This window comes from Mycobacterium sp. RTGN4, assembly GCF_033804635.1.
Lineage (GTDB): Bacteria > Actinomycetota > Actinomycetes > Mycobacteriales > Mycobacteriaceae > Mycobacterium.
The window spans coordinates 42,938-58,487 of record NZ_JAPZLB010000016.1; the positions used below are offsets into that span (position 1 = coordinate 42,938).

Sequence of the window (15,550 nt, forward strand, 5' to 3'; positions counted from 1 at the left end):
CGGCCCAAGAGTTTGCGCAGCTCAGCTGTCCGGGATACCGCTCTGCAGTTTCTCCAGTACTTGCTCGAGGTTGAAGCTGGCCGACTTCTGCCGCTGCGGGAACTCGACGAGCGTCTGCAGCATGTTGCCGACGTAGGCCTGGGCCGGGGTGAACACGAACACTCGGTCGATCATCCAGTCGAAGTAGGAGTTCGACGTGATGTCGGCTCGCTCGTAGGGGTCGGTCCGTAGGTTGAAGAGCTTCGGTGCGCGCAACACCGTGTACGGCTCGAGCCAGATCTTCAGGGTGCCGACGGCGCGCTGCTCCATGAAGACGATCTTCCAGTTGTCGAACCGGAGTCCGGTCAGATCGCCGTCGTCGGAGACGTAGAAGAAGTGCTGGCGCGGGCTTTCGTCCGCGACGCCGGTGATGTAGTCCAGCTGATTGTGCCCGTCGAGGTGCACCTTGAAGGCGGTACCGCCGAGGTCGGTGCCAACACGCAGTCGCTCGGCGATGTCCGGATCACCCGCCGCCGCCAGCAGGGTGACGAACCAGTCATTGTGGCTGACGATCCCGTTGAGCACGGTACCTGCCGGAATGTGGCCAGGCCAGCGCACCACGGCCGGAACACGGTATGCGCCTTCCCAATTCGAGTTCTTCTCGTTGCGGAACGGCGTCATGCCCGCGTCCGGCCAGCTGTTCATGTGAGGGCCGTTGTCGGTCGAGTACATGACGATGGTGTCGTCGGCGATGCCGAGTTCGTCCAGGGTGTTCAGTAGGTCACCGACGATGTCGTCGTGATCGAGCATGGTGTCGTGATACTCGGACTGCCAACGTCCCGAGCGGCCAACGCTTTCCGGCTTGGGATGGGTGCGGAAGTGCATGTGTGTCGAGTTGAACCACACGAAGAAAGGGGTCTCCGCCGTGTGCTGGCGAGTGATGAAGTCTATTGCGGCGTCGCGGAATTCCTCGTCGCAGGTCTCCATGCGCTTCTTCGTGAGCGGGCCGGTGTCCTCGATGCGCTGGGTGCCGTCACCGTTCGCCCAGGTGTGCAGCACGCCGCGTGGCCCGAACTTCTTCCGGAACTCCGGATCCTTGGGGTAGTCGGAATTCTCGGGTTCCTCCTCGGCATTGAGGTGGTACAGGTTGCCGAAGAACTCGTCGAAGCCGTGCATGGTGGGCAGGAACTCGTCGCGGTCACCAAGGTGATTCTTTCCGAACTGGCCTGTGGCGTAGCCCTGAGCCTTCAGTGCCGTCGCAATGGTCGGGTCCTCGGCCTGAAGGCCCAGTGGAGCGCCTGGCATGCCCACCTTCGTGAGCCCGGTGCGGTACGGATTCTGCCCGGTGATGAACGCCGCCCGACCCGCGGTGCAGCTCTGTTCGCCGTAGTAGTCGGTGAAACGAGCGCCTTCCGCGGCGATGCGGTCGATGTTCTTGGTGCGGTACCCCATCACCCCGTCGCTGTAGCAACTCAGGTTGCTCTGACCGATGTCGTCACCCCAGATGATCAGGATGTTGGGCTTGTCGCTCACGATGACGTCTCCCCTCCGTGGCGCCTTCGGGACGCCTACGCTGCGGATAGTAGTCGCGCTTTTTCCGCGCACGTCAATTTCGATGACGAGTCCCAACCCGAGAGTGGTCATGACTGAGCAGCCGTTTGACGCCAACACCCGACTCGCGGCCGAGCGCACGCGGCTGGCCCTGGAACGCACGTTGATGGCGTGGATCCGCACCTGCACGTCTTTGATCGCGTTCGGGTTCACGATCAATCAGGCGTTTCGGTACCTTTCGACGCTCGATCGCCTAAAGGCACCCCTTGTCAGTCCGCAAGTCTTCGGCGTGGTGATGATCGTCATCGGGCTCGCGTCCCTGGTGATGGCCTGGGTGCAAAGCCGGCAGGGCACCAAGGCACTGCAGGCCGAGTTCGGTGCGATGCCCCGTTCGATTGCCGGGGTCGTCGCCGGGCTCGTCGCATGCCTCGGCATCATCGCACTCGTCGGCGTCGCGCTGAGGTTCTAGGCGACGGCTTCCAGTCGCGAACGCGCTTGCTCGACGCAGGCCGCCCAGTGTTTGCCTGGCACGTGCACGGCGCTGTCGCCGGGGCAGGCGCTGGAGATCACCAGGTCCGGCCGCAGCGCCGCCAGCACCTGAAGGCTGTCGGCAAGTTCCCGGGCTGCGCTGATCGAAGGAAGGAATCCGGCCACCCACGCGCCGTCGCCGGCCAGCATGATGGTGTCACCGGTGAACAGGTAGGTCTGGCCGTTCACCCCTGGAACCAGGTAGCACGTGCTGCCGGGAGAGTGCCCCGGAGTGGGGATGACCTCGATGCCGTTGGAGTCGACGTGCCTGCTGCCGAGCGCAACGTCGATGTGTGCGTGCTGCCCGATCTCGACGAGTTCCCGAGCCGGTGCGTGGAGTCGGGTCCCAAAGCGCCAGGTGGTGCGGGCCAGCATCGGGCCCGCCTCGTCCCGGTGCGAAAGGTATTGGTGGGCAACGCCACCCAGGCTTTCTAGCTCGTCGAAGTCGGCGTCGGTCTGGGTGCCGTAGAACAGCACGTTGCCGTCTGGACCGCCGGTCCACAGGTAGGCGTGGGTGCTCAGCCCGGGGTACGGGGTGTCGAGGCGGCTCTCCCAAAGATCGGAGCGGATCAGTCGCATGGATGTGCTTGGCATGAAAGCCATCCTGGAACATCAACCCTAGTTGAGGTCAAGGCATTTTCGAGGCGTCAGATGACAGCTGGCGCGACGTCCTGGCTCTGCAGCGAGACCGTCGCAGTGTCCGCGGGCGACTGGACTCCGATCCCGCGCCCTTGCACCGTGACGGCCAGCCGGGTGCGGTCACCGCGGAACAGGTCGCGGGAGAACTCGTACGGAGTCCCATGCTGGTCATAGGTGATGCGGGTGATCAGCAGCAGCGCCGACTGGGGCTTGATCGCCAGCAGCGAGGCTTCGTCCGCGGTCGCGGTGACGGCTTCGATGCGTTCGTCGGCCCGCGAAGTGACCAGCCCGTAGTCGTTCTCGAGAATCGAGTAAATCGACCCGCCCAGTTGCCTTTCGAGCAATCCGGGAAACGCCTCGGCGGGAAACTGTGCGAGCTCCAACGAGATGGGCGACCCATCCGCCAGCCGGACGCGCTGGATTTCGACGACGAAGTCTCCGGTCGCGAGCTGCAACGCCTTCTGGGTGATGCCGTCCGGCAACGTGATCTTCGTCGAAAGCACCCGGGTCCCTGCGACATAGCCCTGGTTGGCGAGGAACGCAGGTACTCCGACGAGATCGGACAGGCTGCGCTGGACCTGGACGTGGCTGATGAAGATTCCACCGGACCGGCCGATGACCCGGTGGACCAGGCCGGCCTCCTCGAGCGCCGCCAAGACCTGCCGCAGGCTGGACCTGCTGGTGCCGTACCGCTCGGCGAGGTCGCGTTCGCTGCCGAGCTTCGCGCCGGGCACGCCCGCGTTGAGGTCGGCGACGATCCGTCGCCTCAGTTCCTCGGCTGGCTTGGGCACCGCGCCACCCCCCTCGCGAATTGGTAGAGCCAATTCTAGGGGACAGTTGGCTACTGCTCGGCGATCGCCGCCGCAGACTCGGGGAGAATCTGCCCGCCGTCGATTACCAGCGCCTGGCCCGTGATGTAGGAGGCCTCGTCGGTGGCGAAGAACAGCGCGGCGTTTCCGATGTCGGCGACGCTGCCGAGCCGCCCGGCGGGAACGGAAGCGGCCATTTGGTCCATGTACTCCTGGCCCATTTCGACGAGGCCCTCGGTGATGATGTTGCCGGGCAGCACGGCATTGATGGTGATGTTCTTGGGTGCCAACTCCATTGCTGCGGTCCGGATGAATCCGAGTTGGGCAGCCTTGCTCGCGCCATAGTGCGACCATCCGGGGTAGCCGGTGATCGGCCCGGTGATCGACGACGTGATGACGACCCGGCCGTGCCCGCTGGCCGCGAGTGCCGCCTGCGCTGCTTGGACTATGTACACCGTGCCCTTGAAGTTGACGCCGATGACCTGCTCGATGCCGTCGGGGGTGAGGTCTTCGAGTCGGGCCGACGGGAAGATGCCCGCGTTCGCGCACACGATGTCGAGCGCGCCGTGGCGTTCCACCGCTGTCGCGACGACGCGTCGGCAGTCGTCCTGGCTCGACACGTCGGCGGCCACCCCACTGACCGTGCCTGGCTGACCGGCCAGTTCGGCGACGGCGGCGTCGAGGTCACCTTGAGTGCGGGCGGTGATGACCACGTTGACTCCCGCGGCGGCGAACGTCTCGGCGATGCCCCGTCCGATGCCCTTGCTTCCTCCGGTGACGACCGCCGTACGGCCCTGCAATGAGGTGAACATCTCTGGTGCGCCTTTCGTGGTGGGGTGGGTCAGGACAACCGGCGGCCGTCGAAAGTCAGATAGCGCTCCGCGAGTTCGCAACTGCCCTTGGTGTAGGTGATCGACATCGCCTGCGACTCCTTGGAATGGCTGTGGGAACCCATCCACGCCAGCAGGAGCAATCGGCGCAGCAGCACGAACGAGGGCAGCATGGCCTCGTCGCGCGCGGGCAGCCGCCGACGCGTGCGGTAGCCGGCGGCCCATGCGTCCTGCCATTCGGGCACGGCGGGGTCGTCCTCGAAGAACGACACCGCGGTGCCGAAATCGTAGAAATACCAACCGAAACCGCAGTCGTCGAAGTCGATGACGGTGATGTTGTCCCCCTCCACGAGGAGGTTGGCCAAGCGTAGGTCGGCATGGACGAGGCCGAAGACGTCAGGACCGGTGCCGTACTCCGCGAGGCGACGCTGCAAGAGCTCGGTGGCCCGAGCGAGCACCGTCGCCTCCGCCTCGCCCACTCCGGTGGCGTCCTGCCAGCGGCCCCACCGCGGCTGGTCGCCGAGGCTGTGCTGCCAGTCCCAGGAGAACCGTCCGAAGCCCGGCGGGCGGACCCAGGCCCTCGAATGGTCGTGCAAGGCGGCGGTGATGCGACCGAGCGTGTGGAAGTCTCCGACGGTGAGCGTCTTCTCGTCGGGTTCGGTGCCTGCCACCATCTCGAAATGCACGACGTGACGGGCAGTTCCGTCCTGGTCGACGGTCACGACGCGGCGCCCGTCGCGCGCAGGAAGCACGGTGGGCACGGTGACGTCACCGTTGCGCCGCAGCGCGTCGAGCCAGTCGAGTTCGGAAGCGATCTCGTGCGGTTGGTGGTAGCCCTTGCGGTGCACACGCAGGATCGACTGGATACCGGTGGCGGCGTCGTCCACCAGGTAGGTGGCGTTCTCGGAGAGGTTCAGCAGGCGCAGGGTCGAATCGGGGGCCAGATCGTACTCCGCGAGCGCCCGCACGGCGATGTCAACGTCGTCTGCGACGAAGGTTCCGGGATCACTCACCCGAACAGCCTGCCCGTCGCGCCGGTCATCCGCACGTCGTCCCCCGTCAACCCAGCGCCGCCTTGGCCGCCCGGCCCACCGCGACGTCCAAGCGGTCGAGCACGTCGTCGCACAGCTCGCGACTCAGCAGCAGGCCCGGCTTGAACTGCAGCACACGGGGATCCAGTGTGGAGAAGATGGCCCACACGCCGTTCTCGTACAGCTCGCGCATCACGAACTTGGCGCCCTCGGGGTGGTCGAATTCCAGCCCGATCACCACGCCGTTCTGTCGGATGCCGACGAACCAGTCCGGGTTGTCGGCCTGGATGCGGGCGAGCCCGGCAGCGAAGACGTCGGTGATCGCGTGCACGTTCGTCCTGACCTCGGGACGCCTGGTGATCTCGAGCGTCTTGATGGCGACGACGCAACCGAGCTCGGCTCCTCCGAATGTCGAGATGTGTCCGAAGCCGTCCTCGTCGAGCCACTGCGCGGCCCGCTCGCTCAGCATCGCGGCGCTGATCGGGTACACCCCGCCGGAGAGCCCCTTGCCCGCGACCATGATGTCCGGTTCGATGCCGTGCTTGGTGATGCCCCACAGTTCACCGGTGCGCATAAGGCCGGTCTGCACCTCGTCGGCGATGTAGAGCGCGTCGTAGCGTTCGGTGAGTTCCTTGACCGCCTCGAGGTAACCCGTTGGGGGAAGGGGGAATCCGTACGTGGCGGGAATGGTCTCCATGATGACGGCCGCGACGTCCCCGCCGGATAGCGCCCGGTCCATCGCGTCGACGTCGCCGAAGGGGACCTGCACGAACTCGTCGGGTCGCTCGGAGAGGAACATCTTGGAGAACCGGTCGTCACCGGTGGCCACCGCCAGGCCGGTGTGGCCGTGGTAGGCCTTGATGATCGAAACGATCTTGCGGCGCTTGGTGGCGTGCCTGGCGCTCTTGAGCGCGATGTCGATGGCCTCGCCGCCGCCGGATCCGAAGGCCACCTTGCTGATCGACGCAGGCGCAGACTCGACCAGCCGCTGCGCCAACGCCGAGCGGGCGACCGAGGGAAAGTGGTGGTTGCCGATGTCGAAGTGAGCCATGCCGTCGATGAGCGCTTGCATCACTTCGGGGTTGCGGTGGCCGAGGTTGTAGGTGCCGCCGTTGAGGTGCATGTCGATCAGCCGTCGGCCGCCCATGTCCCACAGGAAGTAACCGTCCCTGCGGTCGATGACGAGGTCGACGCCGACGTCGGTCCAGAACTGCGTCTTGTCCGGGTTCCAGTACCTCTTCGCCTGCTCGAGCACCTGCGCCTTGGACGCGAACGAGAACGTGCCGTAGTCGTACAAGGTGGGCTCCAGGGTTTCGAGTTCGTTGCTAGCGGTGAGGCACACCCTAAAAAGGTTGGACCATTTGTGTCAATGGTACTAAAAGGGTCTTGCCATTGGGCATCAGTGATGCCAATATTCGTAGCGGCCGAGGTGTGTTCCACACCACAGTGCCCCTCATCGTCAGGAAGGTTCGCCGGTAGATGACCGATCAAGCGGTATCGCCACCAGATAGTTCGAACCCAGATAGTTCGACCAAGGACGTGCAGCGACTCAAGCGCAACGCCGTCGGGACCATGGCCGTCATCTTCATGGCGGTCGCCACCGCGGCGCCCATCACCGCCATGGTCGGCAACGTCCCGATCGCCGTCGGATTCGGAAACGGGTCGCACGCGCCCGCCGGGTACATCGTCGCCACCGTGGTGCTCGGCCTGTTCGCGATCGGCTACGCGACGATGGCCAAGCACATCACCGCCACCGGCGCGTTCTACGGCTACATCTCGCACGGCCTCGGCCGCGTCATCGGCATGGCCAGCGGGGTCATCATCACGATGGCTTACGTGGTCTTCGAGGGTTCGCTGATAGGCATCTTCGCGTTCTTCTTCCAGGACTTGTTCTCCAGCCAGCTCAACATTCACGTGCACTGGCTGATACCGGCGCTACTCATGCTGGTGCTGAACTGCATCCTCACCTTCTTCGACGTCAACCTGGCCGCGAAGGTGCTCGGGGTGTTCCTGATCACCGAGATCGTGATGCTGTCCCTCGGTGCGTTGTCCGTGCTGTTCAAGGGTGGCGGCCCGGACGGTTTCGCGGTGGCCGAGACGCTCAACCCCATCGGTGCCTTCACCCCCGCGGCCGTCGCGGGCGCAAGCGCCGGCCTGGGCCTGTTCTTCGCGTTCTGGTCGTGGGTGGGCTTCGAGTCGACGGCGATGTACGGCGAGGAATCGAAGGATCCCAAGCGAATCATCCCGCGCGCCACCATGATCAGCGTGCTCGGCGTCGGCATCTTCTACGTGTTCGTCTCATGGATGGCCGTCGCGTACGCGGGTCCGAAGAAAGCCGTCGACATCGCTCAGGACCCGAACACGGCAGGGGATCTCTTCTTCATCCCGGTCGGCACCGCCTACGGGTCGTGGGCGATCACGCTGTTCCACATCCTGCTGGTGACCGGGTCGTTCGCCTGCGGCATGGCGTTCCACAACTGCGCGTCGCGCTACCTGTACGCGATGGGACGCGAGGGACTTTCGGCCGGGCTGCAGAAGACACTGGGCGCCACGCATGCGAAGCACGGTTCGCCGCACATCGCCTCGTTCGTGCAGACCGGCATCACGCTGGTGCTGATCCTGGCGTTCTTCTTCGCAGGCATGGATCCGTACGTGCACATGTACACGCTGCTGGCGATCCTCGGGACGATGGCGATCATGATCGTGCAGTCGTTGTGCGCCTTCTCAGTGATCGCATACTTCCACTTCCACAAGAACCACCCGTCCAGTGCGCACTGGTTCAAGACGTTCCTCGCTCCACTGCTCGGTGGTATCGGCATGCTGTACGTGGTGGTACTGCTTTGGCAGCACAAGGACGCCGCCGCGGGCGCCGCATCCGGCACGTTGCTGTTCAAGCTGACGCCGTGGATCGTCGTGGGACTGTTCGTGCTGGGTGCGGCGATGGCCCTGTACTTCAAGTTCAGAGACCCCCGCCGCTATGACCTGATCGGCCGAATTGTGTATGAGGACAACGTAGTCCGCGACTAGGGCAGCCGCCGTGTCCGCTTCGGTGAAAGGATGAGGGTTCCAGCACCAGGAGGGCCGCGGAGATGAATGAGCGACGCGAACGGGATCTCGACCAGGGTCGGATGCGGATTCTCGACGCGAAGCCGGTGAACCTCGACGGCTTCAGCGTCACCAACCCCGAGCTCGGACTGGTCGCGATGCACAGCCCGTTCGACCCCGAGCCCTCGCTGGTGGTGCGTGATGGCGTCGTCGCGGAACTCGACGGGAAGCCCGCTGCGGACTTCGACGTGATCGATGAGTTCATCGCCCTCTACGGGTTGGATCTCGACGTCGCCGAAGGGGCCATGGCGCTCGACGATCGCGTGCTGGCCCGCATGGCCGTCGACGTCAATGTGCCGAGGGCGGAAGTAGTTCGACTGATCGGCGGCGTCACACCAGCCAAGCTGGCTCGCGTGGTCGCCGTCATGACGCCCGTCGAGATGCAGATGGCGATGGCGAGGCTGCGGGCCAGGCGGACGCCGAGCAATCAGGCGCACGTGACCAACCAACTCGATGATCCACTCCTGATCGCCGCCGACGCGGCCAGCGCCGTCGCCTACGGCTTCCGCGAAGTCGAGACGACGGTGCCCGTGCTCGGCGACGCCCCGTCCAACGCGGTCGCGCTGTTGATCGGCAGCCAGGTGGGCACCCCGGGAGCCATGGCCCAGTGCTCGATCGAAGAAGCCCTGGAGCTGCGCCTCGGCCTGCGTGGGCTGACCAGCTACGCCGAGACCATCTCGCTCTACGGAACCGAGCAGGTCTTCGTCGACGGCGACGACACCCCGTTCAGCAAGGCGATTCTCACCTCCGCCTACGCCTCCCGGGGGCTGAAGATGCGGGTGACCAGCGGCGGCGGTGCCGAGGTCCTGATGGGCGCGGCCGAGAAGTGCTCGATCCTGTACCTCGAATCGCGTTGCGTCTCGCTCGCACGCGCGTTGGGGAGCCAGGGCGTGCAGAACGGCGGTATCGACGGTGTCGGCGTGGTGGCCTCGGTGCCCGAGGGCATGAAGGAACTGCTCGCCGAGAACCTGATGGTGATGATGCGCGATCTGGAGTCCTGCGCGGGCAACGACAACTTGATCTCCGAGTCCGACATCCGCCGCAGCGCGCACACGCTGCCCGTGCTGCTCGCGGGCGCAGACTTCATCTTCTCGGGCTTCGGCTCGATTCCGCGCTACGACAACGCCTTTGCGCTGTCGAACTTCAACTCCGACGACATGGACGACTTCCTGGTGCTGCAACGGGACTGGGGTGTCGACGGCGGCCTGCGCACTGTCTCGGTGCAAGACCTGGCGCGGGTCCGCCGCCGGGCCGCCACCGCCGTGCAGGCCGTCTACCGCGATCTCGGGCTTGCCGACTTCGACGACGATCGGGTGGATGCCGTGGTGGTGGCCAACGGATCTCGCGACCTGTCGCCGGGCGACCCGAAGGCCGTGGCGGAGGCGGCCACCGCGATCGAAGCCAAGCAGCTGACCGTCTTCGACGTCATCGCGTCCCTGAAGAGGACCGGCTACGACGAGGAAGCCGACGCCATCATGCGGCTGACCCGCGAACGATTGCGCGGTGACCAGTTGCAGACTTCGGCGATCTTCGACGAGGACTTCCGCGTGCTATCCAAGCTCACCGACCCGAACGACTACGCGGGTCCCGGCAGCGGCTACGCGCTGACCGACGCACGGCGCGCCGAGATCGACGGCATTCGGCAAGAGCGGACGACCGAGGAGTTGACGGCCGATCAGGCCGAGCACCGCGACCACGTCACGTTCGCCGACGTCGAGCCCGCCCGCCAGGGCAGCAATCCCAGGGAGGTGTGCATTGGGCTCTCGCCCGCACTCGGCCGAACGGTGTGGCTGTCGTTGTGCGGCCTGGATATTGGCGAAGTCCTTCGGCAACTCTCGGCGGGGCTCGAGGAGGAGGGGTGCGTGCCGCGCCTGGTGCGGGTGCGGTCGACCATCGACGTCGGGCTGATCGGTCTGACCGCCGCCCGGTTGTCCGGATCCGGGATCGGAATTGGCTTGCAGGGCAAGGGCACCGCGTTGATTCACCGACGGGATCTGGCGCCGCTGGCGAATCTCGAACTGTTCAGCGTCGCGCCCCTGCTGACCGCGCAGATGTACCGGGAGTTGGGCAAGAACGCGGCCAGGCACGCCAAGGGGATGGCGCCGGTCCCGATCTTCACGGGCGGCACCGACGAGTCGATCTCCGCTCGCTACCATGCCCGCGCCGTCGCACTGGTTGCGCTCGAGCGGGCGTCATGCGAACCCGGTCAGGCCCCGATGACGGTGGAGGTGAAGAGGTGAGCGACAGGTTCACGGTGCAGGCCGCCGTCGACGGAAACCTCGGTCTGTCGGACCTTCGGATGGACCCGGAGGCACTCGCTCATCAGGCCGCCGTCGCCAAGGCTGGGGGAAATCCCCAGCTGGCCGAAAACTTCCTGCGCGCAGCCGAACTCGCCACTGTCGACGACGAAGCAGTGATGAACCTGTACGAAGCGCTGCGCCCACACCGTTCGACGGCCGCGGAGTTGGAGGCGCTGCGGGTTTCGCTGGAAGGTCGCGGGGCGTCCCGATGCGCGGAACTGGTCCGCCAGGCCGGCGTCGTCTATGCCAGGCGAGGTCTGTTGCGGTGACGCTCGTTGCGGGCGTGGACGTCGGCAACCACACCACGGAGATCGTGCTGGCCCGCGTCGATGCCGGGATCGTCGAACAACTCGCCCACGGGCAGGGCCCCACCCGCGGGCGCAAGGGCTCACCTGACTCGCTCCAGGGTGCGGCGGCGTTGTTGCACAAGCTGGAAGTCGACGCAGGCGTGGTGGCCGACGAGCTGCTGCTGGCCGCGTTACGGCCGGTCGACACCGCCACTGCGCCGCTTCCGCCGCCGTCCTCGCCCAGCTCGCCCGTGCTGAGCCTGCGCAAGGTCGATGCCAGCACGCCCGGGGGAACCGGATTGGGGGTAGGTCGGCACGTCCCGCTCGAAGAACTCAAGGGCACGGTATCGACGAGTCCCACAGTCGTTTCCGTCGACGCGACCACCGATTTCGAAGTGGCGGCCAGGGATATCTCGGCAGCGGTCGAGCGCGGGTGGCACGTGGTCGGTGTGATCGCCGCGCAGGACGATGCCGTGCTGATCCGCAACCGGATCTCGATCGACGTACCGGTGGTCGACGAGGTCGACGTCGACGCCGTCGCACCGGGTGCCTTGGTCGCGGTGGAGGTCGTCGCCGAGGGCCGGGCCTACCGTGCGATGGCCGACCCCATCGCGCTCTGCGTCGCACTGGAACTCGGTTATGAAGACATTCAGCACGTTTCCGAGTTCACCCGCGAACTGGCGGATTCCCCCGCGATCGCCGTGACCCGCCGGACCGGGCCGCCCGATCCGCCCGCCGTCGACGACGACTACGTCGACTGCACCGTCGACGGCGAAGTGGTGCGGTATTCGCCGGCCCAGGCGCACAGTGTGCTCAGGCGCGCGGCGCCAGGACACGTCGTTGCCGTTCGCCTGCAATCGATTCCGACGGCCGAGCACGGGATCGCGGTCGACGACGCCTTCTTCACTGACCTGTCGTCCATCGACAACGGAGCGTGGCTTCGGCGCGGTGTCGCGGACACGCGGGGCACCGTCGTCGCGCTGCTGGCCGCTGACCTCGTCGCCGACGCGGCGGCCACGCTGTCCGAGCTGACGGGCCGCCCGACTCGCACCATCGCAGGAGAACCCGCTGCCGCCGCCGTCGGTGCCCGCACCACACCAGGGCTGCCACCGGATGCGGTGGTGTGTGACATCGGTGGTGGCACAATCGATGTGATCGGGCTGGGGCGCGTCGTGACCGCCGCGGGTGCGGGTGAAGCGATCACCACGGCCGTGGCTCGTGTGCTCGGCATTCCGCGTGCGCTCGCGGAGCGCGTCAAACGAACGCCCGCGCTACGGGTGGAAGGCCCCCACGTCGCGCACGAGGAGGACGGACGTCGGCTGTTCCTCGACAGCCCGGCGCCAGCGGACGCGATCGGCAGGCTGTGTACGCGCGGAAGCGCAGGGCTGGTGGCGTTCTCCAACAAGTTGGCCGCCGAGGAATGGCGCAGTCTTCGGCTTGCGATCAAACAGGAGACGGTCGCGGCGAACATCGTCCGCTGCCTGCGGGCCTTCGACACGACTCCGTCTGCGCTTGTGCTGGCCGGAGGAGGAGCGCTCGACGACGAATTGCTGCGCACCGTATCCGAAGCCCTGCGTTCGACGTCCATCGTCGTCGGGCGAGCCAGTATCGACGGAGTGCACGGTCCGCGGTTCGCGGTGGCGTCGGGCCTGGTTCACCTCTACGCGGGCGAACCGAGCCCCGGCACGATGTCGCCGAGTCGGTAGGTCACCGGCTGCTCGAGTTGGGCGTAGGTGCACGAACGAGGTTCGCGGTCGGGCCGCCAACGATTGAACTGGGCCGTGTGCCGGAAGCGCGCTCCCTCCATGTGGTCGTAGCGCACCTCGACGACCAACTCGGGCCGCAGCGGCACGAACGACAGGTCCTTGCCGGCGTTCCAACGCGAGCCCTCGTTGCGCCGCGGCGTGCGCTCGCCGGTCATGTGGGCCGCCCAGTTCCATGGATGACCATCGAAAGTGGTGACCAGTGGCTGCAATTCGGTGAGCAGCTCTCGGCGTCGCGCCATCGGGAAAGCCCCGATGACGCCGACGGACGCGAGCGATCCGTCGTCGGTATAGAGCCCGAGCAGCAGCGAGCCGACGGCGTCGTCGCCCGACTTGTGCAGCCGATAGCCGGCCACGACGCAGTCCGCGGTGCGCTGGTGCTTGATCTTGAACATCACGCGCTTGTCCGGTTGGTACGTGACCGTCAACGGCTTGGCGATCACGCCGTCCAGCCCGGCGCCCTCGAACTCGGAGAACCAGCGCTGCGCGGTGGCCTGATCGGTGGTGGCAGGTGTGACGTGGAAGGTCGGGCCGCAGCCGGCCAGCGCCTGCACAAGTGCGGTGCGGCGTTCGGCGAAGGGCCGGCCGGTCATGTCGTCGTCGCCGAGCGCAAGCAGGTCGAACGCGATGAACGAGGCGGGCGTCTGCTCGGCGAGCATCCGCACCCGGGAGTCGGCGGGGTGGATGCGTTGTTGCAGCGCTTCGAAATTCAGGCCGTGCGCTCCGGCGAGCACGATCTCGCCGTCGATCACGCAACGGTCGGGCAACTCCGTGGTGGCCGCCGTGACGAGCTCGGGGAAGTACCGCGTCATCGGTCGTTCGTTGCGGCTGCCGAACTCCACGTCGTCGCCGTCCCGAAAGCAGATCGATCGGAAGCCATCCCATTTGGGTTCATAGGACGCGTCCGGCGGTATCGACGTGACGGATTTGGACAGCATCGGCGAGACCGGAGGCATGACGGGCAACTGCACGCGTCCATTGTGGTCCGCATCATCGTGAGTGCAATTTCTGAACTCACTGTGTTACGGTGGGCAGGGCAGCGAGTTCAAATAATGAACTAACAATCGGAAGGTCCTCATGTCATCGGTTCTGATCACGGGCGCATCGAAGGGTATTGGCCGGGCGATCGCGAAGGAGTTCGCAGGTCGCGGGCATCGGGTAATAGCCACCGCGCGCAATCCGCAGACCCTCATGGACCTGGACGTCGACCAGCGGCTGGCGCTCGACGTGACGGATCCGGAGAGCATCACCAACGCCGTGGCCCAGGCCGGCGACGTCGACGTGCTGGTCTCCAATGCGGGCGTCATCTTCTACGCCGCCGTCGAGGCCACACCGCCAGAGGAGTTCGCGCGCATCTTCGACCAGAACACCGTGGGAGCACTGCGCGTGGCGCAGGCCGTGCTGCCCGGCATGCGCGCCAGGGGATCCGGCCGGCTGCTCTTCATGTCCAGTGTGGTCGGGCGCATCGTGTTGCCGCCGGGTGCGGCGTATGCGGCGACGAAGTGGGCGTTGGAGGCGTTGGTCGAAGCCCTCGCGATCGAGGTGGCGCCGTTCGGGCTGCAGGCCGCGCTGCTTGAGCCCGGCCGGGTGAGTTCGGGTGCCCTCGACGACGTCACGACGTACACGCTGGCTGACGATCCCTATGCGGCACTGCTCAATGGTGGCGCCGACCGCGGCGTCCCGATGACACCAGAGGACGTCGCACGCGGAGTCGCCGACGCCGCCGAAGTGTCGCACCTGCCCTTGCGAATTCCGCTCGGTGCCGAGTCCACGCACGTGCTGGCCGCCCGTCGCCAAGCAGCGGACGACGTGCCATTCACCGTGGGCGCCTGACATGAGCCAGGACTTGTACCTGATCACCGGTGCCACCGGGAAGACGGGCGCGCACACGGTGCGGTTGCTGCGGGAAAAGGGCTTACCCGTAAGGGCTTTGGTACACGCCGACGACGAGAGGTCACGCCTGCTGGCCGACCTCGGGGCAGAGGTCGTCGTGGCCGATCTGCTCGATTTCGCCGCGGTCAGTTCGGCGATGGCTGGTGTCAGCGCCGGCTATTTCTGCTACCCGATCGACCCTGGTCGACTACTTGAGGCGACGACGATCTTCGCTCAGGCTGCCAGCGAGGCCGGGGTGCGCGCGGTCGTCAACATGTCCCAGATATCGGCCCGTCGTGAGGCGAAAAGCCATGCCGCTCAGCAGCACTGGCTGGGTGAGCGGCTGCTGGACCGCACTGCGCTGATCACCACTCACCTGAAACCGACGTTCTTCGCCGAGTGGCTCACCACGTTCTCGTCGCGCGAAAACGGTGAAGTGGTACTGCGACTGCCGTTTGCCGACGGCAGGCATGGGCCCATCGTCGCTGCCGACCAGGCCAGAGTGATCGCCGCGATTTTGACCAACCCAGCGCCGCACGACCGCCAGAGTTATCCGCTCTACGGGCCCGTCGAACTCAACCACGACGCGATCGCCAAGAAGATGAGCGCGACGCTCGGCATCCCGGTCCGGTACGAGCCCGTCGAGATCGCGGCGTTCGCCGCGGCGCTCGAAGCGCGGGCTCGCAGCCCCTTTCTGATTCAGCACCTGTCGCACGTGGCGCAGGACTATCGCGACGGGGTCTTCTCGGGCACGAACAACCTCGTCGAGGTGATCAGTGGAACCCCGGCGACCACCGTCGAGCAGTTCACCGCGGACAATCGTGCGGTGTTCGAGCGCGACGGATCGCTAGACTGA

14 protein-coding genes are annotated in these 15,550 nt (G+C 66.2%); 7 read left to right on the forward strand and 7 right to left on the reverse strand.

The genetic code is table 11. From position 1 onward, the window contains the following. Positions 1-21 precede the first annotated feature (21 nt). Complete coding sequence (locus SLQ30_RS27065) at positions 22-1,512, reverse strand: arylsulfatase (RefSeq protein ID WP_413468192.1); 1,491 nt, start codon at positions 1,510-1,512, stop codon at positions 22-24. Between the two features lie 109 nt (positions 1,513-1,621). Here SLQ30_RS27065 and SLQ30_RS27070 point away from each other — a divergent pair, with 109 nt between their 5' ends. Further along, positions 1,622-1,999, forward strand: a complete 378-nt coding sequence (locus SLQ30_RS27070) for a DUF202 domain-containing protein (RefSeq protein WP_319449885.1) — start codon at positions 1,622-1,624, stop codon at positions 1,997-1,999. Here SLQ30_RS27070 and SLQ30_RS27075 read toward each other — a convergent pair. The 5 genes from SLQ30_RS27075 to SLQ30_RS27095 form a co-directional block, all read right to left on the reverse strand. Continuing rightward, a complete protein-coding gene (locus tag SLQ30_RS27075) occupies positions 1,996-2,637 on the reverse strand; it encodes an MBL fold metallo-hydrolase (protein ID WP_319449995.1) in 642 nt (213 codons plus the stop codon). The genes SLQ30_RS27070 and SLQ30_RS27075 overlap by 4 nt on opposite strands. 68 nt (positions 2,638-2,705) lie before the next feature. Next, complete coding sequence (locus tag SLQ30_RS27080) at positions 2,706-3,488, reverse strand: GntR family transcriptional regulator (RefSeq protein ID WP_319449886.1); 783 nt, start codon at positions 3,486-3,488, stop codon at positions 2,706-2,708. 50 nt (positions 3,489-3,538) lie between these two features. Then, on the reverse strand, positions 3,539-4,318 hold the full coding sequence (gene fabG / locus SLQ30_RS27085; protein ID WP_319449887.1) for a 3-oxoacyl-ACP reductase FabG: 780 nt from the start codon (positions 4,316-4,318) through the stop codon (positions 3,539-3,541). 29 nt (positions 4,319-4,347) lie between these two features. Next, complete coding sequence (locus tag SLQ30_RS27090; protein ID WP_319449888.1) at positions 4,348-5,349, reverse strand: phosphotransferase enzyme family protein; 1,002 nt, start codon at positions 5,347-5,349, stop codon at positions 4,348-4,350. Between the two features lie 46 nt (positions 5,350-5,395). Continuing rightward, the gene (locus tag SLQ30_RS27095) at positions 5,396-6,664 is read right to left on the reverse strand and encodes an aspartate aminotransferase family protein (RefSeq protein ID WP_319449996.1); all 1,269 of its coding nucleotides are present in this window, start codon (positions 6,662-6,664) and stop codon (positions 5,396-5,398) included. Positions 6,665-6,846: 182 nt separating this feature from the next. On the opposite strand from SLQ30_RS27095, the gene SLQ30_RS27100 reads away from it, so the two are divergent. From SLQ30_RS27100 to SLQ30_RS27115, 4 genes are all read left to right on the forward strand, one after another. Then, positions 6,847-8,394, forward strand: a complete 1,548-nt coding sequence (locus SLQ30_RS27100) for an APC family permease (protein ID WP_319449889.1) — start codon at positions 6,847-6,849, stop codon at positions 8,392-8,394. A 101-nt stretch (positions 8,395-8,495) separates the two neighbouring features. After that, complete coding sequence (locus SLQ30_RS27105; RefSeq protein ID WP_319449997.1) at positions 8,496-10,712, forward strand: propanediol/glycerol family dehydratase large subunit; 2,217 nt, start codon at positions 8,496-8,498, stop codon at positions 10,710-10,712. Beyond that, positions 10,709-11,041, forward strand: a complete 333-nt coding sequence (locus SLQ30_RS27110) for a diol dehydratase small subunit (RefSeq protein ID WP_319449890.1) — start codon at positions 10,709-10,711, stop codon at positions 11,039-11,041. Before SLQ30_RS27105 ends, SLQ30_RS27110 begins: the two co-directional genes overlap by 4 nt. After that, complete coding sequence (locus tag SLQ30_RS27115) at positions 11,038-12,765, forward strand: diol dehydratase reactivase ATPase-like domain-containing protein (protein ID WP_413468193.1); 1,728 nt, start codon at positions 11,038-11,040, stop codon at positions 12,763-12,765. The genes SLQ30_RS27110 and SLQ30_RS27115 overlap by 4 nt, the downstream gene beginning before the upstream one ends. Here SLQ30_RS27115 and SLQ30_RS27120 read toward each other — a convergent pair. Then, positions 12,720-13,793: an ATP-dependent DNA ligase gene (locus tag SLQ30_RS27120; protein WP_319449892.1), complete on the reverse strand. Its 1,074-nt coding sequence runs from the start codon at positions 13,791-13,793 to the stop codon at positions 12,720-12,722. The genes SLQ30_RS27115 and SLQ30_RS27120 overlap by 46 nt on opposite strands. Positions 13,794-13,899: 106 nt before the next feature. Here SLQ30_RS27120 and SLQ30_RS27125 point away from each other — a divergent pair, with 106 nt between their 5' ends. Both SLQ30_RS27125 and SLQ30_RS27130 read left to right on the forward strand, forming a co-directional pair. After that, positions 13,900-14,655 carry an SDR family oxidoreductase gene (locus SLQ30_RS27125; protein WP_319449893.1) on the forward strand — a complete coding sequence of 252 codons (756 nt, stop codon included), beginning with the start codon at positions 13,900-13,902 and terminating at the stop codon, positions 14,653-14,655. A 1-nt stretch (position 14,656) separates the two neighbouring features. Beyond that, positions 14,657-15,550 carry an NmrA family NAD(P)-binding protein gene (locus SLQ30_RS27130; protein ID WP_319449894.1) on the forward strand — a complete coding sequence of 298 codons (894 nt, stop codon included), beginning with the start codon at positions 14,657-14,659 and terminating at the stop codon, positions 15,548-15,550.